The organism is Acidovorax sp. SUPP3334 (genome assembly GCF_030159055.1).
Classification (GTDB): Bacteria; Pseudomonadota; Gammaproteobacteria; order Burkholderiales; family Burkholderiaceae_C; genus Paracidovorax.
Window position 1 is genome coordinate 91,660 of sequence record NZ_BQXQ01000004.1, and the last position, 19,879, is coordinate 111,538.

The 19,879-nt window shown below is 64.0% G+C and carries 21 protein-coding genes; 8 read left to right on the top strand and 13 right to left on the bottom strand.

What is annotated here, in order from left to right; all coding sequences use genetic code 11:
- Window positions 1-29: 29 nt before the first annotated feature.
- From sctJ to sctC, 9 genes are all read right to left on the bottom strand, one after another.
- Entirely contained in the window at window positions 30-875 is an 846-nt protein-coding gene (sctJ, locus tag AVHM3334_RS03095; RefSeq protein ID WP_284409550.1) for a type III secretion system inner membrane ring lipoprotein SctJ, read from the bottom strand.
- Window positions 876-898: 23 nt separating this feature from the next.
- On the bottom strand, window positions 899-1,282 hold the full coding sequence (locus AVHM3334_RS03100) for a type III secretion protein (RefSeq protein WP_284409551.1): 384 nt from the start codon (window positions 1,280-1,282) through the stop codon (window positions 899-901).
- Between the two features lie 26 nt (window positions 1,283-1,308).
- Window positions 1,309-1,785: an HrpB1 family type III secretion system apparatus protein gene (locus AVHM3334_RS03105; protein ID WP_284409553.1), complete on the bottom strand. Its 477-nt coding sequence runs from the start codon at window positions 1,783-1,785 to the stop codon at window positions 1,309-1,311.
- A gap of 217 nt (window positions 1,786-2,002) precedes the next feature.
- On the bottom strand, window positions 2,003-2,203 hold the full coding sequence (locus AVHM3334_RS03110) for a hypothetical protein (protein WP_284409555.1): 201 nt from the start codon (window positions 2,201-2,203) through the stop codon (window positions 2,003-2,005).
- 179 nt (window positions 2,204-2,382) lie between these two features.
- Window positions 2,383-2,598 carry a hypothetical protein gene (locus AVHM3334_RS03115; RefSeq protein ID WP_284409557.1) on the bottom strand — a complete coding sequence of 72 codons (216 nt, stop codon included), beginning with the start codon at window positions 2,596-2,598 and terminating at the stop codon, window positions 2,383-2,385.
- Window positions 2,599-2,702: 104 nt separating this feature from the next.
- A complete protein-coding gene (locus tag AVHM3334_RS03120; protein ID WP_284409559.1) occupies window positions 2,703-3,128 on the bottom strand; it encodes a hypothetical protein in 426 nt (141 codons plus the stop codon).
- Window positions 3,129-3,146: 18 nt separating this feature from the next.
- Complete coding sequence (locus tag AVHM3334_RS03125) at window positions 3,147-3,410, bottom strand: hypothetical protein (RefSeq protein WP_284409560.1); 264 nt, start codon at window positions 3,408-3,410, stop codon at window positions 3,147-3,149.
- 25 nt (window positions 3,411-3,435) lie between these two features.
- Entirely contained in the window at window positions 3,436-4,380 is a 945-nt protein-coding gene (locus AVHM3334_RS03130) for a secretion protein (protein ID WP_284409561.1), read from the bottom strand.
- 47 nt (window positions 4,381-4,427) lie between these two features.
- Window positions 4,428-6,110, bottom strand: a complete 1,683-nt coding sequence (gene sctC, locus AVHM3334_RS03135) for a type III secretion system outer membrane ring subunit SctC (protein WP_284409563.1) — start codon at window positions 6,108-6,110, stop codon at window positions 4,428-4,430.
- Window positions 6,111-6,677: 567 nt separating this feature from the next.
- Here sctC and AVHM3334_RS03140 point away from each other — a divergent pair.
- Window positions 6,678-8,192, top strand: coding sequence for a methyltransferase regulatory domain-containing protein (locus AVHM3334_RS03140; protein WP_284409565.1), 1,515 nt, complete (start codon window positions 6,678-6,680; stop codon window positions 8,190-8,192).
- Entirely contained in the window at window positions 8,192-8,935 is a 744-nt protein-coding gene (locus AVHM3334_RS03145) for a lytic transglycosylase domain-containing protein (protein ID WP_284409567.1), read from the top strand. The genes AVHM3334_RS03140 and AVHM3334_RS03145 overlap by 1 nt, the downstream gene beginning before the upstream one ends.
- A 167-nt stretch (window positions 8,936-9,102) precedes the next feature.
- Here the strand turns inward: AVHM3334_RS03145 and AVHM3334_RS03150 are convergent, their stop codons facing one another.
- From AVHM3334_RS03150 to AVHM3334_RS03165, 4 genes are read right to left on the bottom strand one after another with little or no spacing between them, the layout of a single operon-like run.
- On the bottom strand, window positions 9,103-9,870 hold the full coding sequence (locus tag AVHM3334_RS03150; RefSeq protein ID WP_284409569.1) for a hypothetical protein: 768 nt from the start codon (window positions 9,868-9,870) through the stop codon (window positions 9,103-9,105).
- Window positions 9,852-10,364, bottom strand: a complete 513-nt coding sequence (locus AVHM3334_RS03155; RefSeq protein WP_284409571.1) for a GNAT family N-acetyltransferase — start codon at window positions 10,362-10,364, stop codon at window positions 9,852-9,854. Before AVHM3334_RS03155 ends, AVHM3334_RS03150 begins: the two co-directional genes overlap by 19 nt.
- Before the next feature lie 10 nt (window positions 10,365-10,374).
- A complete protein-coding gene (locus AVHM3334_RS03160) occupies window positions 10,375-10,755 on the bottom strand; it encodes an HrpB1 family type III secretion system apparatus protein (RefSeq protein WP_284409573.1) in 381 nt (126 codons plus the stop codon).
- Window positions 10,756-10,796: 41 nt separating this feature from the next.
- Entirely contained in the window at window positions 10,797-12,761 is a 1,965-nt protein-coding gene (locus AVHM3334_RS03165; RefSeq protein WP_284409574.1) for a collagen-like triple helix repeat-containing protein, read from the bottom strand.
- A 526-nt stretch (window positions 12,762-13,287) separates the two neighbouring features.
- Here AVHM3334_RS03165 and AVHM3334_RS03170 point away from each other — a divergent pair.
- From AVHM3334_RS03170 to AVHM3334_RS03195, 6 genes are all read left to right on the top strand, one after another.
- Complete coding sequence (locus AVHM3334_RS03170; RefSeq protein WP_284409576.1) at window positions 13,288-13,857, top strand: aminodeoxychorismate/anthranilate synthase component II; 570 nt, start codon at window positions 13,288-13,290, stop codon at window positions 13,855-13,857.
- Complete coding sequence (locus AVHM3334_RS03175) at window positions 13,854-14,519, top strand: LysE family translocator (RefSeq protein ID WP_284409578.1); 666 nt, start codon at window positions 13,854-13,856, stop codon at window positions 14,517-14,519. The genes AVHM3334_RS03170 and AVHM3334_RS03175 overlap by 4 nt, the downstream gene beginning before the upstream one ends.
- A gap of 70 nt (window positions 14,520-14,589) precedes the next feature.
- Window positions 14,590-15,624, top strand: a complete 1,035-nt coding sequence (gene trpD, locus AVHM3334_RS03180; RefSeq protein WP_284409580.1) for an anthranilate phosphoribosyltransferase — start codon at window positions 14,590-14,592, stop codon at window positions 15,622-15,624.
- Window positions 15,625-15,733: 109 nt separating this feature from the next.
- Window positions 15,734-16,534 (top strand): indole-3-glycerol phosphate synthase TrpC, encoded by an 801-nt coding sequence (gene trpC / locus AVHM3334_RS03185; RefSeq protein WP_284409582.1) that lies wholly within the window; start codon window positions 15,734-15,736, stop codon window positions 16,532-16,534.
- Between the two features lie 69 nt (window positions 16,535-16,603).
- Entirely contained in the window at window positions 16,604-17,323 is a 720-nt protein-coding gene (locus AVHM3334_RS03190; protein WP_284409584.1) for a uracil-DNA glycosylase, read from the top strand.
- Between the two features lie 480 nt (window positions 17,324-17,803).
- Entirely contained in the window at window positions 17,804-19,720 is a 1,917-nt protein-coding gene (locus AVHM3334_RS03195; RefSeq protein ID WP_284409586.1) for a T3SS effector XopP-like protein, read from the top strand.
- The last annotated feature ends 159 nt before the right edge of the window (window positions 19,721-19,879 follow it).

A 19,879-nucleotide genomic window follows, 5' to 3' on the forward strand; every position in this document is an offset into this window, starting at 1 on the left:
TGCGGGTGGTGTTGATGCGTGTTGGGTGGTCATGCGGGTGCTCCTGCCGCCGCACCGGACACCTTGGTGACGGGTGCGGTCACTGCCGTGTCCGTGGGCTGCGCCGCGGCGGGCGCTTTGCGGCGCAGCGCGGCTGGCAGCCAGGCCGGGCGCTTCCAGGCCAGCCAACCCCCTGCTGCGGCCAGCAACGCCAACACTGCGGCCAGTGCGATCCAGAGCATGTTGTTGTCGGCTTCCGCCTTCGCCACGGCAGGGCTGAGGGGCATGCCCGGCACGAGCGTGACGGTCACGTTGTCGTACGACAGGCCCTCGACGCTGCGTGCCACCATGTTCTTGATACCCGCGACCAGGCCCGCCAGGTTGGCGCTCTCGCGGTACTTGATGAAGACCGATGCGCTCGCCGGCTTCACGGCGGACGCCAGCGGGTCGTTGTTGGGCAGGACGATGTGAACGCGTGCCGTGACGACGCCGTCGATTTGCGACAGCGTGGCCTCCAGCTGCTGCGCCACGCCGTAGATGAAGCGCACGCGCTCTTCGGTGGGCGTGGAGATGAGTCCTTCTTTCTTGAACATCTCTCCGAGCGTCACGTGGCGCTCGCGGGGCAGGCCATAGGAGCGAAGCACCGTCAGCGAGCGCACCACGTCCCCTTGCTCGACCTGGATGTTCCAGGTCTTGCCGGCATCGGTCGTTGCCTTGTTGACCTGAACACCGCTTTCCAGCAGGGCCGCCACCATGTCGTTGGCATCGCCTTCCGTCTGCTTGGTGTACAGGTCGGTCTTGCAGCCGGTGAGGGCCAGCAGCAGCAGCAGCGGAACGAGTGCGCGGCGCGCGAACTGGCGGTATGTCGCTGCGCGAAAGCAGAGGGATGGCGCCATGATGGTGTCTTCGCTAGAGGGGGTTATTGGTTGCGCATGAGTGTCTGCAGACCGTTCTTGGTGGTTTGCGCAAGGCTGCTCATCGCCTGGATCTGGAAGTGGGTGCCGGCGAACTGGTACATCAGCGCGACTTGGTACTGTGTAAGGTCCGCCCCAAGGGGCTGTTCGATGGTCGCCTGCACGAGTGCTGCGGTGTCCTGCATTCCCTTGCGCATGGACTCGTCCTGATTAATCAACATCTTGCCCAGTGTGGACGGACCTTCGATCTCTACGGAAGACAGTGGCGGCGCGTCTTTCATCATGCCGGCGAATTTTTCCGCGAGGGCGTTCATGCTCATCGTTGGAGCGGATGACTGTTCGACGATCAAGGCACTGGATGCCTCGCCAATGCTGCCGATGGGGGCCATGGTGAATTCTCCAAGAATGAATGGGCTCAGGCACGCATAAACATGAAAGGCATCTGGAAGATAGGCGCACTCGCGGTTTCGGCCGTGCCCTGTGCTTCGGCGGTGTCCTGGAAGTTTCCAGCAACTCTGTCTCTGTGTTTGATCAGTGCACTTACCAACTGGAGTGCGAAGGGGCTGGCATTTCCTTGCTCCAACTCGTTCAGGGTAATCATCCATCCCTTGTCGCGGAGCAGGAATTGGCAGTTGGCAATCATGCCTTTCGCTGAATCCCATTCCGTGGGATGGTTTTCGAAGCGGCGCACCAGTTGGAGGCATTCACTATAAGCGCCGCGGCGAAAGGCGATCCAGCCGGCGGTGATATCGAGTTCCGCAAGTTTTGGCCGCAGTATGCGAATTCCGGCTAAAAGGTCCGACGCTTCGTCCGGCATGTCTTTTTCGATGACCTGATAGACCAGTCTGATTAACGCGGCGACAAATTCCTTGCGCTCAAATTGCGGGTTCATGAAGTACTCCTTCTATAAGGTGTGTGGCATGGAGCCGCTTGCATCCTTGCGCCAACTTCGGTGCATGGTCCGCCTCGGCGGTTGTCAATATAAAGCACGAAACGCACGCCAAAACGACCACGATCGTGGTGGTGAATGGGCCATCGCCTGCGGTCTTGATTAGAGGATGTTCGAAGTCCATGGAAGTTGGATTTTTTATCCGTAAGGCCTGATGCTATTAGTTTGCGCTTTGTGCCAGCTTTTCGGTAATGCTTTTAGAGTGTTTTTGGAAGGTTTCGGCAACAGAAGATATCAATGTGCTCCTGGCCTTTTTCAAAGTCTCTTTGATTTGCACGTTGGTCAAATCATCTGAAATTTTCTGCTGTCGATCCATATCGTTTATCAGCCCTTGCGTCTTTCCATTTGGTGCTGCAATCATTTTCCACTCCGCAAATTAAATCGACACGAGTTGTACGCCGTTTCATGGTGACCTCAAAGCACTAATTGAATCGAGTTTGAGGTATTGAGCCTGCTCGCAAATTAGGTCAAGGGCGGAGGCGCCGCCGCGCCGTCGGCAGATTGCCGATGTACGGCGCGGCAAGGCGCGGCACGGCGCGTTTATGCTTGTGATGCCATTTTGTCGGCATTGCCCTTCGCGCTCTTTCCGTACATTTCCGCCATGGACGAGCGTACGTTGTTCTCTGCTTGTTTCTCTTGGTTCTTGATTTGCGCCTTTGTAATGGCAGTTGAATTGTCTTGCTGTTTATTCATTGCATCAATCAGGTCATTTGTCTTGCTGTCAGCGCCGTTACTGCCGTTGGTACGATTCGACATATCTAAGCTCCTAAAAATGCGGAAAATTCCGCGTTGCTGAAGGTCACACCGTGTGACTTTCGTTCGTTGAGGCATGTCGGCGGGATGCCGGCATGCCAATTCTGTTAATGAAGGGCCACCCTTCGGTCCTGCCGGCTTACGTACTTGAGCACTCCGAGGGCTGCTTCGCGCGCCTCTTGGTCTGTGTGGGTTGCCAGCACGTTATCGATCCAGTAGCGCCAACCTCGATCGCCGCCAAAGAGCATTGCTACGGCCATAGCGATCTTGTTCTCACCGTTCTGAGGCTCTTCCTCGATGCGTGATGCCAAGGCCTCCCGCGCTTCGTCCAAATGGCCGGCCATCGCCATGGCAACGGTTCGATACAGCGAGTAGCCGTGTGCATCTTCGAGCGTCATCTCGACAGTGGCGTGGATGGTTTGCGCGTCTTCGCCCACCCTGTACATCGTGCCCAGCAAGCCCACGGTCATAAGGTTGCGGTAGATCACCGGGTATGCGCTCTTGGTCGCGGTTGGTGCTTCGAGGATCAGCATGGAGAGGCTCCTTTTGTCTCAGACCGCCAGGGCGGTGCCGTGCAGGGTTTCCCAGATCCGCTGGATCACACGCTGCGAAGCGTAGAACGCCTGGATCAGTTGCGAGACGAGCTGGCGCTCCTCATCCATCTGAGTCGCTTTCAGCATCGCGCTGCTTTCATCCGCGATCTCGGCGAAGTAGCGGATCATTGCCCGCGCACGGTCGCCGCTCTTGTCCTCGGTGAGCGCCTGGTCCAGGTTGGCGAGGTCGCTGAAGATGATGGTTTCGTTGGAAGCAGTCATGGTGTTGGCGTTCGTTGGGTGAGGGTTAACGGGAAATCGACCAGTCGTTGGCAGCCAGTGCCTCGGCATTCGGTGGCGACAGGTGCTTCACACCGTCGCGCGTCTGCACGTACTGCAGATCTCCGGTGTTCATCAGCGCACTCATGCGTTTGACGCCTGCAGGCGGCAACTCCGATGCGCTCACGTCGATGCGCTTGACCAGCGGCGCCAGATCGGCGGCGATGCGGGTGGCGCTGTCCTTGAGGGCCGAAAGGTTCTGTGTGTCGCCCGTGACGTTGAAGCGGCCTTCGCCCAGGTGGTGGATGCGAACGCCGGGCCGGGCGATGGCGTCGGCGATGCTCTGCTCCACTTCCGTGGCGGTGACATAGGCGTGCACGACGCGCTCTCGCTTGAAGGGGGCCAGCAACTGGCGCACCGTGTCCGCGTCCGAAGACTCGGCCAGCAGGCCGCGCACCGTCACGCCATCCGCCTGCGGAATCACTTCCAGGCCCGAGATCGGGGTGGTGGCCAGCGCGCGCTGCACCCGCACCAGGAGGGGTTCTTGCGGTGGCTGTTCCCGGTTCGGGGCTTCGGTAGTGGCGCGGTCGCGGCTTGGTGGGCTCAGCGGTGCGACCGCAGCGCTCAGCGCTGCCGTCATCAGGGCGGTGCCAACGACGGCGGACAGCACCACTGGGGAAACCTTGCGGCCCTTTGGCGCGGCAGCAACGGTGATCTGGCCGAGGCGCGCGATCAGATCGACGCTGGCGGGCCAGGCCGCGTCGGCGGGGCCGGTACACAGCACGATGTCGCCCATGCGATGGGGAACGAAGTCGTTCATGGGCAGGGAGGCCTTGGCCGTGCCTTGTGGTGACAGCGCGAACTGAATCATTCCGTCTTCTCCCGCTTCGATCAACATCGCTTCTGAAGTCCAGTCGGTGAGCTGGATATCTGCTGCGTCCTCCGCGCTGACCAAGTAGCGCGTTGAGGTCAAATTTATCTGGGCTCCGGCATGTTGGCCGGTCAATATGCGAAGCTGCTTCATGGCTTACGAACCTCGTTCAAAAAAGCGACAGGAGCTGGCGAGCCGTGATTGAGAAGGCGTGGCGTGATCAGAAAAAGCCGCTCGGTGCGTTGCGTCTGGCGCTCGTTGTTGCGAAATGCTCCACCTACCAGCGGCAGCTTGGAAAGTCCGGGAACAGCGTTGTTCTGGGACTGCTCCGACTCCACGGTGATACCCCCGATGAGCAGGCTCTCGCCTTCGCGCACATGGGCTTCGGTGCGGATCTCGGTTTTCTTCACGATGGGGACCTGGTCCACCACGTTCGTCTCGAACGCTCCGTCTTCGATATAGAGCGTGAGTTTGATGTTGTTGCTGCCGTCCATGCGGGTGACCTGCGGTGTCATCTCCAGCAGCGTGCCGGCCTCGATCTGGAACAGGTTGGCTTCCAGGTTACCGGCCACGCGAACCGTGACCACGCGTTTTTCGCGCATGACGGCGGTTCGGTTGGCGACGCCCATGACGGACGGTTTGGACAGGATGCGGGCCTTGCCCTCGCCCTGCAGGGCGTTCACGCGGGCCAGCAGATGGCGGCCCGCGTCGGCGACGATCGTACCCAGCGCGGCGGCAGGCATGAGGCTGTTGGACAGGTTCATGCTGATGTTGGTGTCGCTGCCTCGCAAAGTCCAGTTCACGCCAAGCGCATCCACGCTGTCGGAGTTGACCTCGATGATGGTGGCCTCCAGTTCGACCAACTGGGGCTTTTGGTCGAGCCTGCGGATCAGGGTCTCGAACTCCGCCATGCGATCGGCGCGTCCGTAAACCACGACCGAGTTAGTGCCCTCGTCGGCCTCGAAGCGCGGCTGATTGTCTTCTTCGGGGTTCTTCGCAGGGGGCGTCAGCGGCCTTAGTTCGGAGGCCGGCGTGCTGGCGTCCTGGTTGGTAGCGCGCGGCAGCGGTGGCAGAAATTGGTTGGCCGAAGGCAGGGGAATGTAAGCGCCGAGTTTTTTGCGCGTGCTGTCACCGTCCTTGTCCATGAGGCGTACCAGCGGGGTGGTATTGGGGGTGTCTTTGTCGTGTTCACCATAAAGCTTGCGCAGCATGGTTGCTACGCCTGGCACGGTGGAATTGCCAACTGCCCGGTCGCTTGCAGAGGCGAACTGCAGCCCAAACACCCTGACCGTGCGGGCATTGTTGTCGGTCACGCCTGCATCGAGCGCCTCTAGAGCAGAACTCACGAGTTCGAGGTGGCGTGGCGGGCCAGACGCATAAAGTGTGCTGTTGGCTTCGTTGAAGCGGATGGGGTAGCGCTTGTCGCCCAGGTCGAATGACTGGAGCAGTTCGGCCACTTGTTCGCGGTTGAAGCCCTTGAGCCGGAACATCCGGCTTTGCAAGGAGCGGCCCGGATAGAAGTACAGCGCCGAGCCGTCGTGGTACCACAGCAGGTTGTAGGCGCGTGAGACGCTGTCCAGGAATTCCCGTGGCTTGAGATCGAAGTTGGCGTTGACCACGCCTTCCACGCCGTCAGCCACGATGGCGGGGGTTCCCCGGCTGGCAGCGAAGTCCTGCAGCACGTCCGAGATCCGCTTGTTCTCCGCTCTATAGACGAAGCGGCCTTTCTCCCAGGGTGCCATTTCCGAGGCGCTGGGCGGCATGGGCAGACTGGGCGCTGACGACAGCGACGTCGCCCTTGCGGATGGTATGGCCACGGGCCGGGTGGACACGGAGGCATCGCTTTGTGGGCGTGCCGGGGCCAAGGCGGTGAACGGGCTTGCGGCGTTAGGGAGGCCAGACAGGCTACCTAGTTGCTGAGACATCTTCATGTAACTCGGCGAGGGCTGTGCAAAGGCACTCCCGGTGATAGACAGCGCGAGCAGCACAGCGGCGAAGGTGTCGCAGTGAACGGCTCCCATGCCGCAGGCCGATAAGGCGGGTGGCTTGCGTGGGATGGGGGCGGTGGACTTCAACGCGTACTCCGGTTTGTTGGGCTGGCAAACGAAGAGTAGGAGGGGCAAGCCACCGGTACGCTCGTGCAGGCGAACAGACGGACGGGGGTGCGAAGGCTGCATGCCAAGGGCTCTGGAGCCTCTCCCAATTTCTTTCCGAGGCGATCGATCGGCATAGCGCTTACAGGGGTTGTGAGTCGTGTGCTTCGCCTTTCCGGCCATCGTTTCGACTATTGGATCAGCGTTGCTGCCCGATGCAGTTGCAATAGGCGCAGCCGTTCGTGCCCTCACGAAAGCGGATTTGCACGCTCCCCGTCACCGCCTCAATTTCCAAGGAGAAGACCGATGAAATCATCTCAGCCTGCCGTGCTTGACTTGCGCAGCGAACCCTATACGCGGGGCTATTACCGCGTCCTTTCTCCTGCACAGATGAGCGTGGCTCTGGAGTCGCGCGGTGTGTGTGGGCCCGATCTTTCGGCCCCTCTCAATTGCTTTGAATTGGGGATGGGTTTTGGCTTGCCGTTGGTCGCACATGCTGCGTGCTTCCCACACATGCGCTTTTACGGCAACGACTTCAATCGTGAACATGTCACCTATGCGAGCCAATTGGCCAAGGACGCAGGCTTGACGAACGTAGAGGTATTCGAAGATTCCTTCGAAAAACTACTGGATCGTGATCTGCCCCCGATGGACATCATCTCCATGCACGGCGTGTATTCCTGGATATCGCCGAAGGTACGCAAAATGGTGTTGCGGTTCATCGCAGAACGCTTGCGCCCGGGAGGGACGTTTTATGTCAGCTACAACGCGCTTCCCGGCTGGGCTGCCCAGATGCCATTGCGGGAACTGGTCAACTTGCACGGTTTGCGTCAAGTTTCTGTCGGCGCAACGCCGGTCGAGCGCCTGTCCCAGACCCTCGATTTTCTGGATGACTTCGCGCGCGTGAATCCGATGTACTTCGAGCAGGATATCTCGGTGCGGGCGCGCTTGGGCGGCTTGCGAAGCCTCGATCCACACTACGCCGCGCATGAGTATTTCAACCCGGATTGGCACCCCATGCATTTTCACCAAGTTGCCAGCGAGATGGCGGATGTGGGCCTTGAATTCGCTGCTCCTGCCTTGTTGTCTGAACAGGTGGACAACGCGATCCTTTCCCAACCAACACGAGACCTGCTGAGTTCAGTTGGCGATCCGATACTGCGCGAGACGATGCGCGACTTCGTTCTGAACAAGTCTTTCCGTTGGGACCTCTACACCCGCGGTGCGTCGCGCGCGAGTGCGGCACAAACCGCGCAATTTCGGAAAGACAGGGGCTGGCTATTGGCAACTGCGCGAAGTGAGGGAATAACGGGCCCTCTGGTCGCAGGGACCACGACCTACATGGATGCGCCCACTACGTGTCGTCTGTTGGATGCGTTGTCCGAAGGTCCTGCGACTGCCCGAGAACTGTCGCTCCGGCCTGGGCTCGAACAACTGGATGCGGACTACATCGTGGATGCACTGTTGCTGCTGGAGGACGAAGGCCAGGTGCATCCGGCGCTGCCTGTGGCATTGCGAGACAGTGCACGGGATTCTGTGCGCCGTTTCAACACGGCTGTCATGCAACGCCCTGCCGAGGATGGCCTGCATTACCTTTCCTGCAGTGCCAGTGGCCGGGCCATGGGCTGGTCAACGATTGCCTTGGCACAGATTCGCGCTGCCTATCAGGGCGCGCTGACTGTGGACGACATGGTTCACGCCATGCGGCCTCAGTTCGAAGGCGATGGCGATGGCCAGGTGCCGGCCAAGCAGTTGGCGCACAGCGCAGGCCGCTTCTTTGCCAGTCGTGCCCCGGTGCTGCGCCACCTGGGCCTGTTGTGATGGTGCGCTGGCAGCGCCATGCGCTGGTGGCAGCGACGGCGCTGCAGGCGTGCGGCGCCAACGCGCTCATCGCCTACGACTGCTGGGTGAAGGGCACCGACTCCGACCCGGTGCGCGTGGCGTTCGACATCGCCAAGCGCTATCCGGCCATCGTCGGGCAGTGCCGGGCCGTGGAACTGCCCGATCCCCCTGCCGATCCGGTGGATCCGGACGACTCGGCGGCCGACCCGGCCGCAGTCGCGAGCGTGCGGGTGATCCGCGCGCCGCGCGCTGCTTCGGCGTCAGCCGTTGCTTCACGCGCGCCAGGCGCGCTGTGGCCCACGGCCATGGTGACGCCGCGGTGGCGCCATGAAGCGCTGTGGCCGGTGATCGAGTCGGCTGCCACCCGCCATGCCATCGACCCGCACCTGGTGCAGGCCGTGATCGAGGTGGAGTCGGCTTATTCGCCGAATGCGCGGTCTCCCAAGGGGGCGCTGGGCCTCATGCAGTTGATGCCCGCCACGGCGGCCCGTTTCGGCGCCCCCTCGAGTGCGGACCTGTACACGCCCGCCGTGAATGTCGAAACCGGTGTGCGCTACCTGCGGTTCCTGGCCGACAAGTTCAGCGGCCAGACCGACCTGGTGCTGGCCGCCTACAACGCGGGCGAGGGCGCGGTCGTTCGGCATGGGTACAAGATTCCTCCCTATCGTGAAACGCAGGACTACGTGCGCAAGGTGCTCGACCGCTATCCCGCTGTGCGCTGATCCGCCGTGCTTCCCTCAAGGGCCGTGCAATGCCTGCCGGCCCTTTTTCATTGCCCTGGCGCGGCGAACGCCTGGCAGAAGCGAAAAATAGAAAAGGGCATGGAATCAATGATTTCCATGCCCTTTTTTGCTTGCCTGCGCGTTGCGCAAGGCTTGGCAGATGGCTTTCAGGTCGGCAGTGCCTTGTCGCGAAATGGCAGCGCCGCGTCCGTGAGCAGCCACTGGATCAGGTGGACCGGGCTCAACTGGTCCGCCAGGGCGAGGGCTTGTGCTGAAAGCTGCACTTTCGTATCGCCCAGCCCTTGCTGCGCGAATGCGCGTGCCGCTTCGAGCACCAGCGGCTTGGCGGACTCGATGTTTCCTGCCGGGTCACCCGCGTCCACCAGTTTGCGGCGGGCGTGCGCAGGCACTTCGGCCAGCCTCACCAGCGAGGCGATCAAGGCCGGCGACGGGGAGACGCTGCCGGGCTGAAAGCCTTGCTGCGCGTCCACCAGCAGCCACTCGCGTTCCTCGTCGATGCAGGCGATCGCCGCGCTGCCGTGGGCGGTGTCGCCCGCTGCAGCGGCAGGCAGGCGCAGGCGTTCGAAGTCGGCGCTGTTGGCATGCACCTGCGACAGCTGGTTGTCCGAGAGCAGCCGCAGCGCGCGGTTCAGCGAGCGGCCTTCCTCGCCCGCCAGCGTTTCCAGCCGCACCAGCAGACCCTGCAAGGCCATGTGGCGCTGGGTCAATGCGCTTTCGCAGCCGGGCAGCAACAGGTTGCTGGACACCCAGAGCCCGGAAGATCGAGGAAACCCGTCGTCCAGGAAGATGGGTGGCTGCACCATGGACACCAGACGAAGGCGAACGCCCACGCCGCCGTTGGGCACGATTCGGTGGGCGCCGGCGCCCCATGCCTGCGGCGGTGGCGTGGCGGCTCTCAATGAGGGTGAAGGCATGGCGATGCTCCGGTGAGAAAGGGGGCCGGCAGCCCCGCAGCCAGCGCGCTGCGGTTGGCCGCAATTGGGTATTCGGTCTTGCGCAGGCCGCCCTGCGCCGTGATCCGGTAAATGATGTCGTCGCCCTGCGCTTCGACGCGCTGCCAGCCGTGCCGCTCCATGAAGCGCAGGCAACGGTGGTTGTCGCTTTCGACGGCGACCAGAATTTCGGCCTTGAGCGAAAACAGCCACTGCAGCGCTGGCTTGAGCAGCAGCGCCCAGAGGCCGTGGTAGCGCGGCAGCACAGCGATGTGGGCCTGTTCGCCATCGAACAGGATGCCGCCGATCGGCGCGCCATCGGCTTCGAAGCCGATGGAGGGGCAGTCGGCATAGAACGCGGTAAAGGCGTCGCGGGTCACCGTTTGCGTGTAATCCTTGGCGGATCCGGCCCGGTAGCGGTCCGAATCCGCGTCGTAGAAGACGCCCAGGTCGGCTTTTGGGGAGAGTCTCAGCATGGCCTGGCTCTCAGGCGTGCTCGCCAGCCATCTCGGGCTCCAGCTGCAGCAGCTCCCGCATGGATTTGCGCACGTGCTCGTCTTCGCTTTCCAGGCAGCTTTGCGCATGGTAGTGCCAGGTCGGGTCGCCCATGATGTTCAGGCACAGGGCCTTCAGTTCCGGCGCGGTGTCCTCGCCCAGCGAGTTGAGGTACTGCAGAGCTTCCTGCGTGTAGCCGCGCTGGATCGCGATGAGCACCGGAAAAATCAGGTGCTCCTCGGTGTCCGGGCTCAGCGCATTCAGCTCTTCGAGCATCGTTTCCGCCTCGTCCAGCTGGTTCTCGCGAATGGCGTTGACCAGGGAGACGGCCAAGGCTGCGATGGGATCTTCGTGAACATTGGAGTCGTCCATGGTCATTGCCTTTTCAAAAGAGTGAGGGGTTGTGAAGCGCGTCAGGCGCGGATGTGCATGTGCAGGTCGATCGACACGCTGCCCCCACCCATCGGCAGCTTGCCCGCGACCTTGTCCAGGCCGAGGCCCGAGGCATCGATCGGCAGGCTGTTTTGCATCGAAGGCAGCTTGAGCGCACCCTTTTCCGGGAACAGGCCCGCCGCAGCGCCCTTGGTGGCGGTGTCCACGACCGATTGGATCACCCCGCCGATCACGTCGTTGACGACGGATTGCATGGTGCTCTGGATGCCTTCGCGCAAGCTACTCAGCGGGTTGCCGGAGCCTGCGCCCAGGCTGCCCAGCGGGTTGCCGGAGCCTGCACCCAGGCTGCCCAGCGGGTTGCCGGAGCCTGCGCCCAGGCTGCCCAGCGGGTTGCTGGAGCCTGCACCCAGGCTGCCCAGCGGGTTGCCGGAGCCTGCGCCCAGGCTGCCCAGCGGGTTGCCGGAGCCTGCGCCCAGGCTGCCCAGCGGGTTGCCGGAGCCTGCCCCAAAACCGCTGCCACCTTGGCCTTGGGTCAAAGGCGAGTTGCCCAGGGGCTGCAGCGCATTGGAGAGCGCTTGACCCACGATGTTCTGGATGGCCTGATCCGCCACGCCCATCAGCTTGTCCTGGATCGAGCTTTGCAGGCCTTGCTTGAGGTCCATGGCCATCTGCTTGCCGCCGGAACGCGCGCCCGTGGCGTTGCGCGGGCTGCTCACGTTGGACAGCGTGTCTTCCAGCACGCCTTGGCCGAGTGCTGCCAGCGCGTTGTTCTGGTTCAGGCCCAGCTTGGGGATCAGCGTGAACAGGGCGGCCTGTACCGCTGCCTGGATTGCCATGTCGATGGCGTTGTACGCCGAGTTCTGCACCGACTCCTTGATGGCTTCGCGGCGGGTTTGCTGCGGCTGTACGCCTTGCGGGCCGTTGCTGCCGTTCGGGCCCTGGCTGGTCGGTCCCGGCGTGTCGGAACTGCGGCGTCCGCGGGTCTGCACGCCGGTGCTCGCGGCGTCGCGCGCCGCGTCACCCAGCAGGTTCGTGCCGGTGCCCACCACGGCCGAGTTGCCGTTGGGGTCGAGCGCCTGCTGGATGCTGAGGATCAGCTTGTCGATGGCGCTCTGGATGACCGTGTCCACGGCATCGCGGGCGGCGGATTCTGCCGCATCCCGTGCGCCCTGGCGGAAGCCGGTCGGCCGGCTTTCGATCAGCTCGTCCGCATCCCGGCGGGTGCTGGTCAGGCTGGTGTCGGAGATGCCGTCAGTGCCTTGGCGCGTGGCCGGCGATTGCGGCCCGCCCATGTCGTCGCCGTTCTGGCGCGTGGCGCCGCGCGGGGCGTCGGGCATGTCGCCGGGCACCTTGCGAAAGCTCTCGCCGTCTGCGAAACGGCCTGCGCGCGAAGCGCCGAGCCCGCCGCTGGTCGCCGCGCCGATGGTGTCCACCGCCAGTCCGCCCAGCATGGACGTGCCATTGGGGTCCAGGGCCTTGGCGGCCACTTTGGTGACCTCTTGCGTGGCCAGATCGATGGTGGCGTCCACCGCCAGCCGCGCCACGTTCTTGGCGATGCCGCCAGGCCCGAAGTTGGAGGCGGTTTCCATCGCGCCAAGGGCCAGGTCTTTGATGCCGTTCATGGCCTGTGCCAGGTTGCCCTTGGCGATGCCTTTGGCAAAGCCGATGGCGCCTTTCTTGATATTGGACAGGCCGCCCTCCACGCTGTCCACGGCGGTGTCCACCACGTTCTTAACGACGCTTTGCGCTTTCTTGAGCACTTTGTCGAGGGCCCCGTCCAGTAACGTGTTGGCCGCCATGGCCGCTGGCGTGAGGTTGATGACCCCACGTGCCAGATCCCCGCCGGCCTCCCCGATTTTCTTGAGGCCCGCTGCGGCCCCTTTCAGATCGAGCGTGGCAAGGCCCTTGGCCAGTTGCCCTACGCCCTGGACCGCCTTTTCGATGCCCTTCACGATTGACTTGAAGGCATTTTTGATCGCACCCATGGATTGACCCCTTTGCAGTTGATGAAAAAAGCACTGGACGGCAAACGGCCTTCTCAGGAAAAAGGGGCGGTTGCAGGACCCAACGCGGAGGTTCCGACTTTCCGCGTGTGAACCCCGTGTAAAGGTTTGTCATGCGATGCGGATTGCGGCTATGCGAAGCGGCGCCGGCCGCTGAGACCGATGTGCCCTTGATGCGGCATCTGCCGCCGCCATGGCCGGGCGTGCCAGCGCGGCCATGCGGAGCCAGCGCCGACGGCCCGCTGAACACGGGCGGGGAGGGCATGCGGTCAGGTGATAATCGCCGCCATGCCTCATCCGCGTCCCTGCCTGGCGGCACTCCTTGACCTTCGTTGGCGCAAGCCTGCGAACTGACTCCCTGCTGCGCCCAGGCGGCGCGCATCCCACCCAGTTTCTCCTCGCTGCCCCGGGCAGCCACGAGCCTGCCCGGACAGGCGGCCCGTGCACCGGGGCGGACATTCCCAACGGGGGCCGGGCAGGCACCCCATGCATTCAAGAGGTTCAAGCCATGCTGCTGATGGTCGACAACTACGACAGCTTCACCTACAACATCGTCCAGTACTTCGGAGAGCTGGGCGCCGAAGTCGAGGTGTTCAGAAACGATGAGATCACGCTGGAGGGCATTGCCGAGCGCGCCCCCGACCGGCTCGTGATCTCCCCCGGCCCGTGCTCTCCGGCCGAAGCCGGCATCTCGGTGGCCGCCATCCGCCACTTCGCCGGCAAGCTGCCCATCCTGGGCGTGTGCCTGGGCCACCAGGCCATCGGCGCGGCGTTCGGCGGTACCATCGTGCGGGCGCAGGAACTGATGCACGGCAAGACCAGTGTCATCACCACTACCCGCAAGGGCGTGTTCGCCGGCCTGCCCGAGCAGTTCACCGTGAACCGCTACCACTCTCTGTCGATCGAGCGGGCCACTTGCCCCGACGAGCTGGAGGTGACGGCCTGGACCGACGACGGCGAGATCATGGGGGTGCGCCACAAGACGCTGGACATCGAAGGCGTGCAGTTCCACCCCGAAAGCATCCTGACCGAGCACGGCCACGCCATGCTGCGCAACTTCCTGCAGGCACGGCCATGATCGATACGCACCAGCTCCTCGTGTTCATCGCCGCTGGCTGGCTGCTCAACCTCACTCCCGGGCCGGACGTGCTCTACATCGTCACCAACGCCCTGAAGTCCGGCGTGCGCGCCGGCATCGTGGCGGGCTTAGGGATCACGGCGGGGTGCTTCGTGCACATCGCCGCGGCGGCCGTGGGCGTGGGCGCTTTGCTCGCCGCATCCGCCACGGCATTCACCGCGCTCAAGTGGCTGGGCGCGGCCTACCTGGTGTGGATGGGCGTGCGCATGCTGTTTGCCAAGGCGTCCGGCGACACCGGCAGCGGCGCCGCACTGGCGGCCGCGCGGGCCGCGCCTGCGGTGCATGCGCCGTTGAAGAGGGTCTTTCTCGGCGGGTTCTGGACCAATGTGCTCAACCCCAAGGCCGCGATCTTCTTTCTGGCGTTCGTGCCCCAGTTCATCGCGCCGGACATGCAGAACAAGGCGCTCGCCTTCGTGCTGCTGGGCGTGCTGTTCAATGTGAACGCCATTCCCGTCAACGCCGGCTGGGCGCTCGCTGCGGGCTGGATGGCGCGCCGTGGCGGCATGGTCCAAAAGAGCATGCAATGGCTCGACCGCGTGGCGGGTGCCATGTTCATCGGCTTCGGCATCCGGCTCGCGCTCTCCGAACGGCCCGGTGCCTGAGGCGGCGCCAAAGAGCACGCACCGCCTTTTCGCCTACTCCCTTTTCGAGCCCTTCATTCGAGACCACGGCATGACCATCACCCCCCAGCAAGCGCTGCAGCGCACCATCGAGCACCGCGAAATCTTCCACGACGAGATGCTGCACCTGATGCGCCTCATCATGCGCGGCGAGCTCTCGCCCTTGATGACCGCCGCCATCGTGACCGGCCTGCGCGTCAAGAAGGAAACCATCGGCGAGATCGCCGCCGCCGCGCAGGTCATGCGCGAGTTCTCCAACAAGGTCCACGTGCCGGACACCACGCACATGGTGGACATCGTGGGCACTGGCGGTGACGGCGCCAACACCTTCAACATCTCCACCTGCGCCATGTTCGTGGCCGCCGCGGCGGGCGCCAAGACGGCCAAGCATGGCGGACGGGGCGTCTCCAGCAAGAGCGGCAGCGCCGACGTGATGGAGTCGCTGGGCGTACACATCAACCTGCCGCCCGAGGCCATCGCGCGCTGCATCGCCGAGGTGGGCATCGGCTTCATGTTCGCACCCAACCACCACCCCGCCATGAAGAACGTGGCGCCCGTGCGCAAGGAGATGGGCGTGCGCACGATCTTCAACATCCTCGGCCCCCTCACCAACCCGGCCGGCGCACCCAACATCCTGATGGGCGTGTTCCATCCCGACCTGGTGGGCATTCAGGTGCGCGCGCTGCAGCGCCTGGGCGCCGAGCATGCCGTGGTCGTCTATGGCCGCGACGGCATGGACGAGGTCAGCCTGGGCGCCGCCACGCTGGTGGGCGAGTTGAAGAAGGGCGAGATCACCGAATACGAGATCCACCCCGAGGATTTCGGCCTGGCCATGGCCAGCAATCGCACCCTGAAGGTCGAAACCCCCGAGCAGTCGCGCGATGTCCTGCTGGGCGTGCTGCGCGGCCAGCCCGGCCCCGCGCAGGACATCGTCTGCCTGAACGCCGGCGCCGCCCTCTATGCGGCCAACGTGGCCGACTCCATCGCCGATGGCATCGTCCTTGCCCGGACCGCGATCGCCAGCGGCGCGGCACTGGCCAAGCTGGATCAGCTGGTTGCGCGCACACACGCGCTGGCAGCCGGTTGAAGGCCCCCACGCCGTCGGGCACTGCCATGCCAAGTGCGGCACCTGTCCCCATTCGTTGAGTTAACGTCAGAAAACGGGGCTCCGAAGAGCCCGGAAAAGGCACCAGACCATGTCCGACATCCTGAACAAGATCATTGCCGTCAAGCGCGAGGAAATCGCCGCGGCGCAAAAGAAAACGCCGCTGGCCGCCATGCGCACGGACGCGGAAAGCCGTGTGCTCACGCGCGATTTCGCAGGGGCCCTGCGCGCGAAAATAGCCAAGGGCCAGGCGGCGGTGATCGCCGAGGTCAAGAAGGCCAGCCCGTCCAAGGGCGTGCTGCGCGCGGACTTCATTCCCGCCGACATCGCCCAGAGCTACGCCGAGGGCGACGGCAAGGTGAGCGCCGCGTGCCTGTCGGTGCTGACCGACCGGCAGTTCTTCCAGGGCGAGCCGGACTACCTCAAGCAGGCGCGGGCCAGCTGCCCGCTGCCCGTGCTGCGCAAGGATTTCATGGTGGACGCCTACCAGATCTACGAATCGCGGGCCATGGGCGCCGATGCCATCTTGCTGATCGCCGCCTGCCTGGACGACGCCCAGATGGCCGAGTTCGAAGCCATCGCCCGCAGCCTGGACATGGCGGTGCTGGTGGAGGTGCACGACGGGGCCGAACTGGACCGCGCATTGCGCCTGAAGACGCCGCTGGTGGGCATCAACAACCGCGACCTGCGCACCTTCGAGGTGTTGCTGTCCACCACGCTGGCGCTGCAAAAGAACGTGCCGGCCGATCGCTTGCTGGTCACCGAATCGGGTATTTCGTCGCCCGCCGACGTGCGGCAGATGCGTGACGCGGGCGTGAATGCCTTTCTCGTCGGCGAAGCCTTCATGCGGGCGCCGGAGCCGGGCGAGGCGTTGGCCAAGCTGTTTGCCTGACAGGTTCGATTGCTATTAATTTAATAGCTATATGCCCTAGATGATATTGCTCTGGAGGCCGTTTTGACCATGAATGATTCCGCAACGCAACCCACCCAGCTGCAGAGCGCAGACCCCGCCGACTGGCCCGTGGCCGGCGGTTGGCAGCCGCTGGTGGATGCTTTTTTCGCCGGCCCGCGCGGGCAGGCGCTGCTGGCTTTTCTGCAGGCACAGCTGGCAGCGGGCGCTGCCATCTTCCCGCCCCGGCCGCTGCGCGCGCTGGAGCTGACCCCGCCCGACCAAGTGCGCGTGGTCATTCTCGGGCAGGACCCCTACCACGGCCGGGGGCAGGCCGAGGGGCTGGCGTTTTCCGTGGCGCCCGGCGTGCAGCTGCCTCCTTCGCTGCGCAACATCTTCAAGGAGATGCAGCGCGACCTGGACACGCCCTTTCCCGCCTGGCCCGAGCCGGGCGGCAGCCTGGTCAAGTGGGCCAAGAGCGGTGTGCTGCTGCTCAACACATGCCTGACCGTCGAAGAGGGCCAGGCCGCCAGCCACTCCGGCAAGGGCTGGGAAGAGCTCACCGACGCGGTGATCCGCCACGTGGCCGAGGGCGACCGGCCGGTCGTCTTCATGCTGTGGGGCTCGCACGCCCAGTCCAAGCGCGCGTGGATTCCGGGCGACCGGGGCCATCTGGTGCTCACGGCGAACCACCCGTCGCCACTGTCCGCCCTGCGGCCACCGGTGCCGTTCATCGGTTGCGGGCACTTCGGGAAGGCTCGGGAGTTTCGCCAGCAGCACGCCGGGAAATAGCCGCAGCGAAGACGGCTGCGGCTTGTCCGCAGCCCAGCACGAAGAGCGTGTGAGGTTCGTGCCGATGGGTGGAGGGTGGTCCACTTTGCACTTTGCACTTTGCACTTTGCACTTTGCACTTTGCACTTTCGACATTGCGCTTCGCCAGGCCCCGAGCCGGTTCGGATTTTGAAAGCCTTTCCGCAGTGCTGCAGCCATCCTTCAGACTGTAGATTTACTTCGTCAAGGTTTTCCATGCCCTCCGGAAATGTGAACCATCGCGGCCGAGCCGCAGGGGCACCGTCCCATCCTGCCACGACACCGCCCTCGCGGGGGGCGGCAGGCCCGGACGGCACATCGGCCGCGCGGCAGCGCGGTTCCGCCGTCCATCAGGGCGGGCCTTCGGACACCTTGCGCCCGCGTGGCGGGGCAGAGGCGGGTGGCTCTTCCTGTGCTGCTGCACAGCGCCCCCGTGCCAACGCGCCCGAGCGGCGCAGTGGCGTGGAAACGGCTTTGTCGCGCCCGTCACCCGCAGCCCAGGCGGCGGCTGAGACCATCGACCAGGCGGTTCAATATCTTCAGAACTACAACGACCTCTCAGATCGCATGTCGCTGGAGACGCATGCTCCGGCGATGCGCAGGACGTCATCCATCGCTTTCGGCAAAGCCGAGCCGGCCATGGAGGCGCTGGGGAAACTGACGATGGCCCAACTGCACAAAGCGGGGCCACGCATCCCGATGTTCATCCAGCAGCAACGGGCGCTGTCTGCCTACCGGATGGTCATGACCACGCCGAAATCCGACGTCGAACAATTGGTGCAGGAGCTTGTGTTCCACCCCGACGCAGCGCGTCTCCAGGCGGCATTCGGCGGCTATGTCGAGCAATCGAGGGCACAACTCGAAGAGTTGGAGCCCTGTGCCAAAGCCCTGGCGGAAACCATGGAATCCCTCGGCAAGCGAGAGGCGTTCGATTCGACGCTCGACGCTGCGACGACGCTCAAGGTCGCGGTGATGGGCACGGCCAAGGCCCGGCTCATCGCCATCGACTCGCACGTGGATCGGGTGATGCTGAGCGTCATCGTGTTGACGCAGGCCGACGATGCCGGAAGCATGAGCGAACAGACGCTGAAAATGCAGAAGGGGTTCGTCGGCGATGTCTTGCGCATGCGCCGCGTGGTGGACTTGTTGCAGGATGCTCGCGTCGGCCCCCTTCCCCGCCAGGAGGCATGGCTGCAAAACTACGTGAAGGTGCTGGAGCGCCACACGCATGATCACCTCACGCAGATGACCCGGCATTTGCCGCCTGACCAGGATCTGGCGGCATCGCCAGTCGGCAGGGCGGCGCTGGAATTGGCCGCCAGCATCCGAATGCTGGCCGACGAACTCGGCGAGGTGATGAAGGCGAAAAAGCTTTCACCGCAGATGGCGGAGCGCATCCATGGCCTGACGGTGGAAGGCCAGGAAACGACATTGCAGGAGGAGCCGATCGAGCAGGACGAGCCAGCCGTTCAGGCGCAGGAAGCATCGGCTTCCGAACCGGCTGCTCAGACGGCGGGCCCCAGGCCCCCCCGCAAATCCCGCAGAAATGCAAGAGCCTCGCAATCGGCGCCAGCAGCCTTGTCCGCGCCGACGGGGAAAGTGGCTTTGTCGCTGGAGCAGCAGGTGCGCATCGAGCTGGCGGAAACACGCGTCAAACAATTTCGCAAGCCGCCATCGGCGCAGCCCGCAGCGAAGTTCGACTTCTTCGCCTTGGGGGCCCAAGTCAACCGGGACACCTCGGAAATTCGCGCGGCGCTGGACGACGGCACCGATCCCGTCAACGCCGCCCAGATGATGCGGCGCGCTTTGGCGGGCTGGTTTGGCCAACCCGGCGGCTGGGCGCTGCGAAGCGCGCAGCTCAACGCGCTGAATGGCGCGGGGCTGGACCCGAAGACGGTCGAGCTGCGAAACGAGGTGGCCCAGCGCGCTGAGCAGGTGCAGGCCCTGCACGATCAGGTCCAGGCGTTGGAGATCGATCTCGTGAAGCAATACGCCCTTCCGGGGGCGAGCCATGTGTCGATGCTGCTGAACTCGGGCGAGGCCATGCCGGAGGGGGCGGTCAGGAAGCTGCAGTCCAAAGGCGATCCGGACGACGATCACGGTACGGTGTTCGAAGTGCGCCTTGCCGTGAAGCCTTTGGCGAACGGGCAGCCCGCAGCGCCGCTGTATGTGCACTTCCATACCAAGAACGTGGTCGGCACCGATGCCATCGCCAACATTGCCCCCGGCGATTTGGCCGCGGTGCATGTCAAGACCGCCCAACAGCGTGCGTTGGGCCCCAAATGGGAAGCCCTCAATGCCGCCCTGCTGGGACCGGTCCACCGTGGCGCTTTGACGGATCAGGTGCTGATGGATCTGCAAAAGAGCATGAAGGGCTGAGCCGTGCAGCCTGGTCACACCGAATTCGAAGGGTAGGCCATGTCCGGCGAATGCGTGCCATCCGCAAGAACACATCGGGCGCCAGGGGCGCACCGTGCGGCAGGGCATCAGAGCCCTGCTGCCGAGCCGTCTGCCGCCGCCTCGCGGCACGGCGGCATT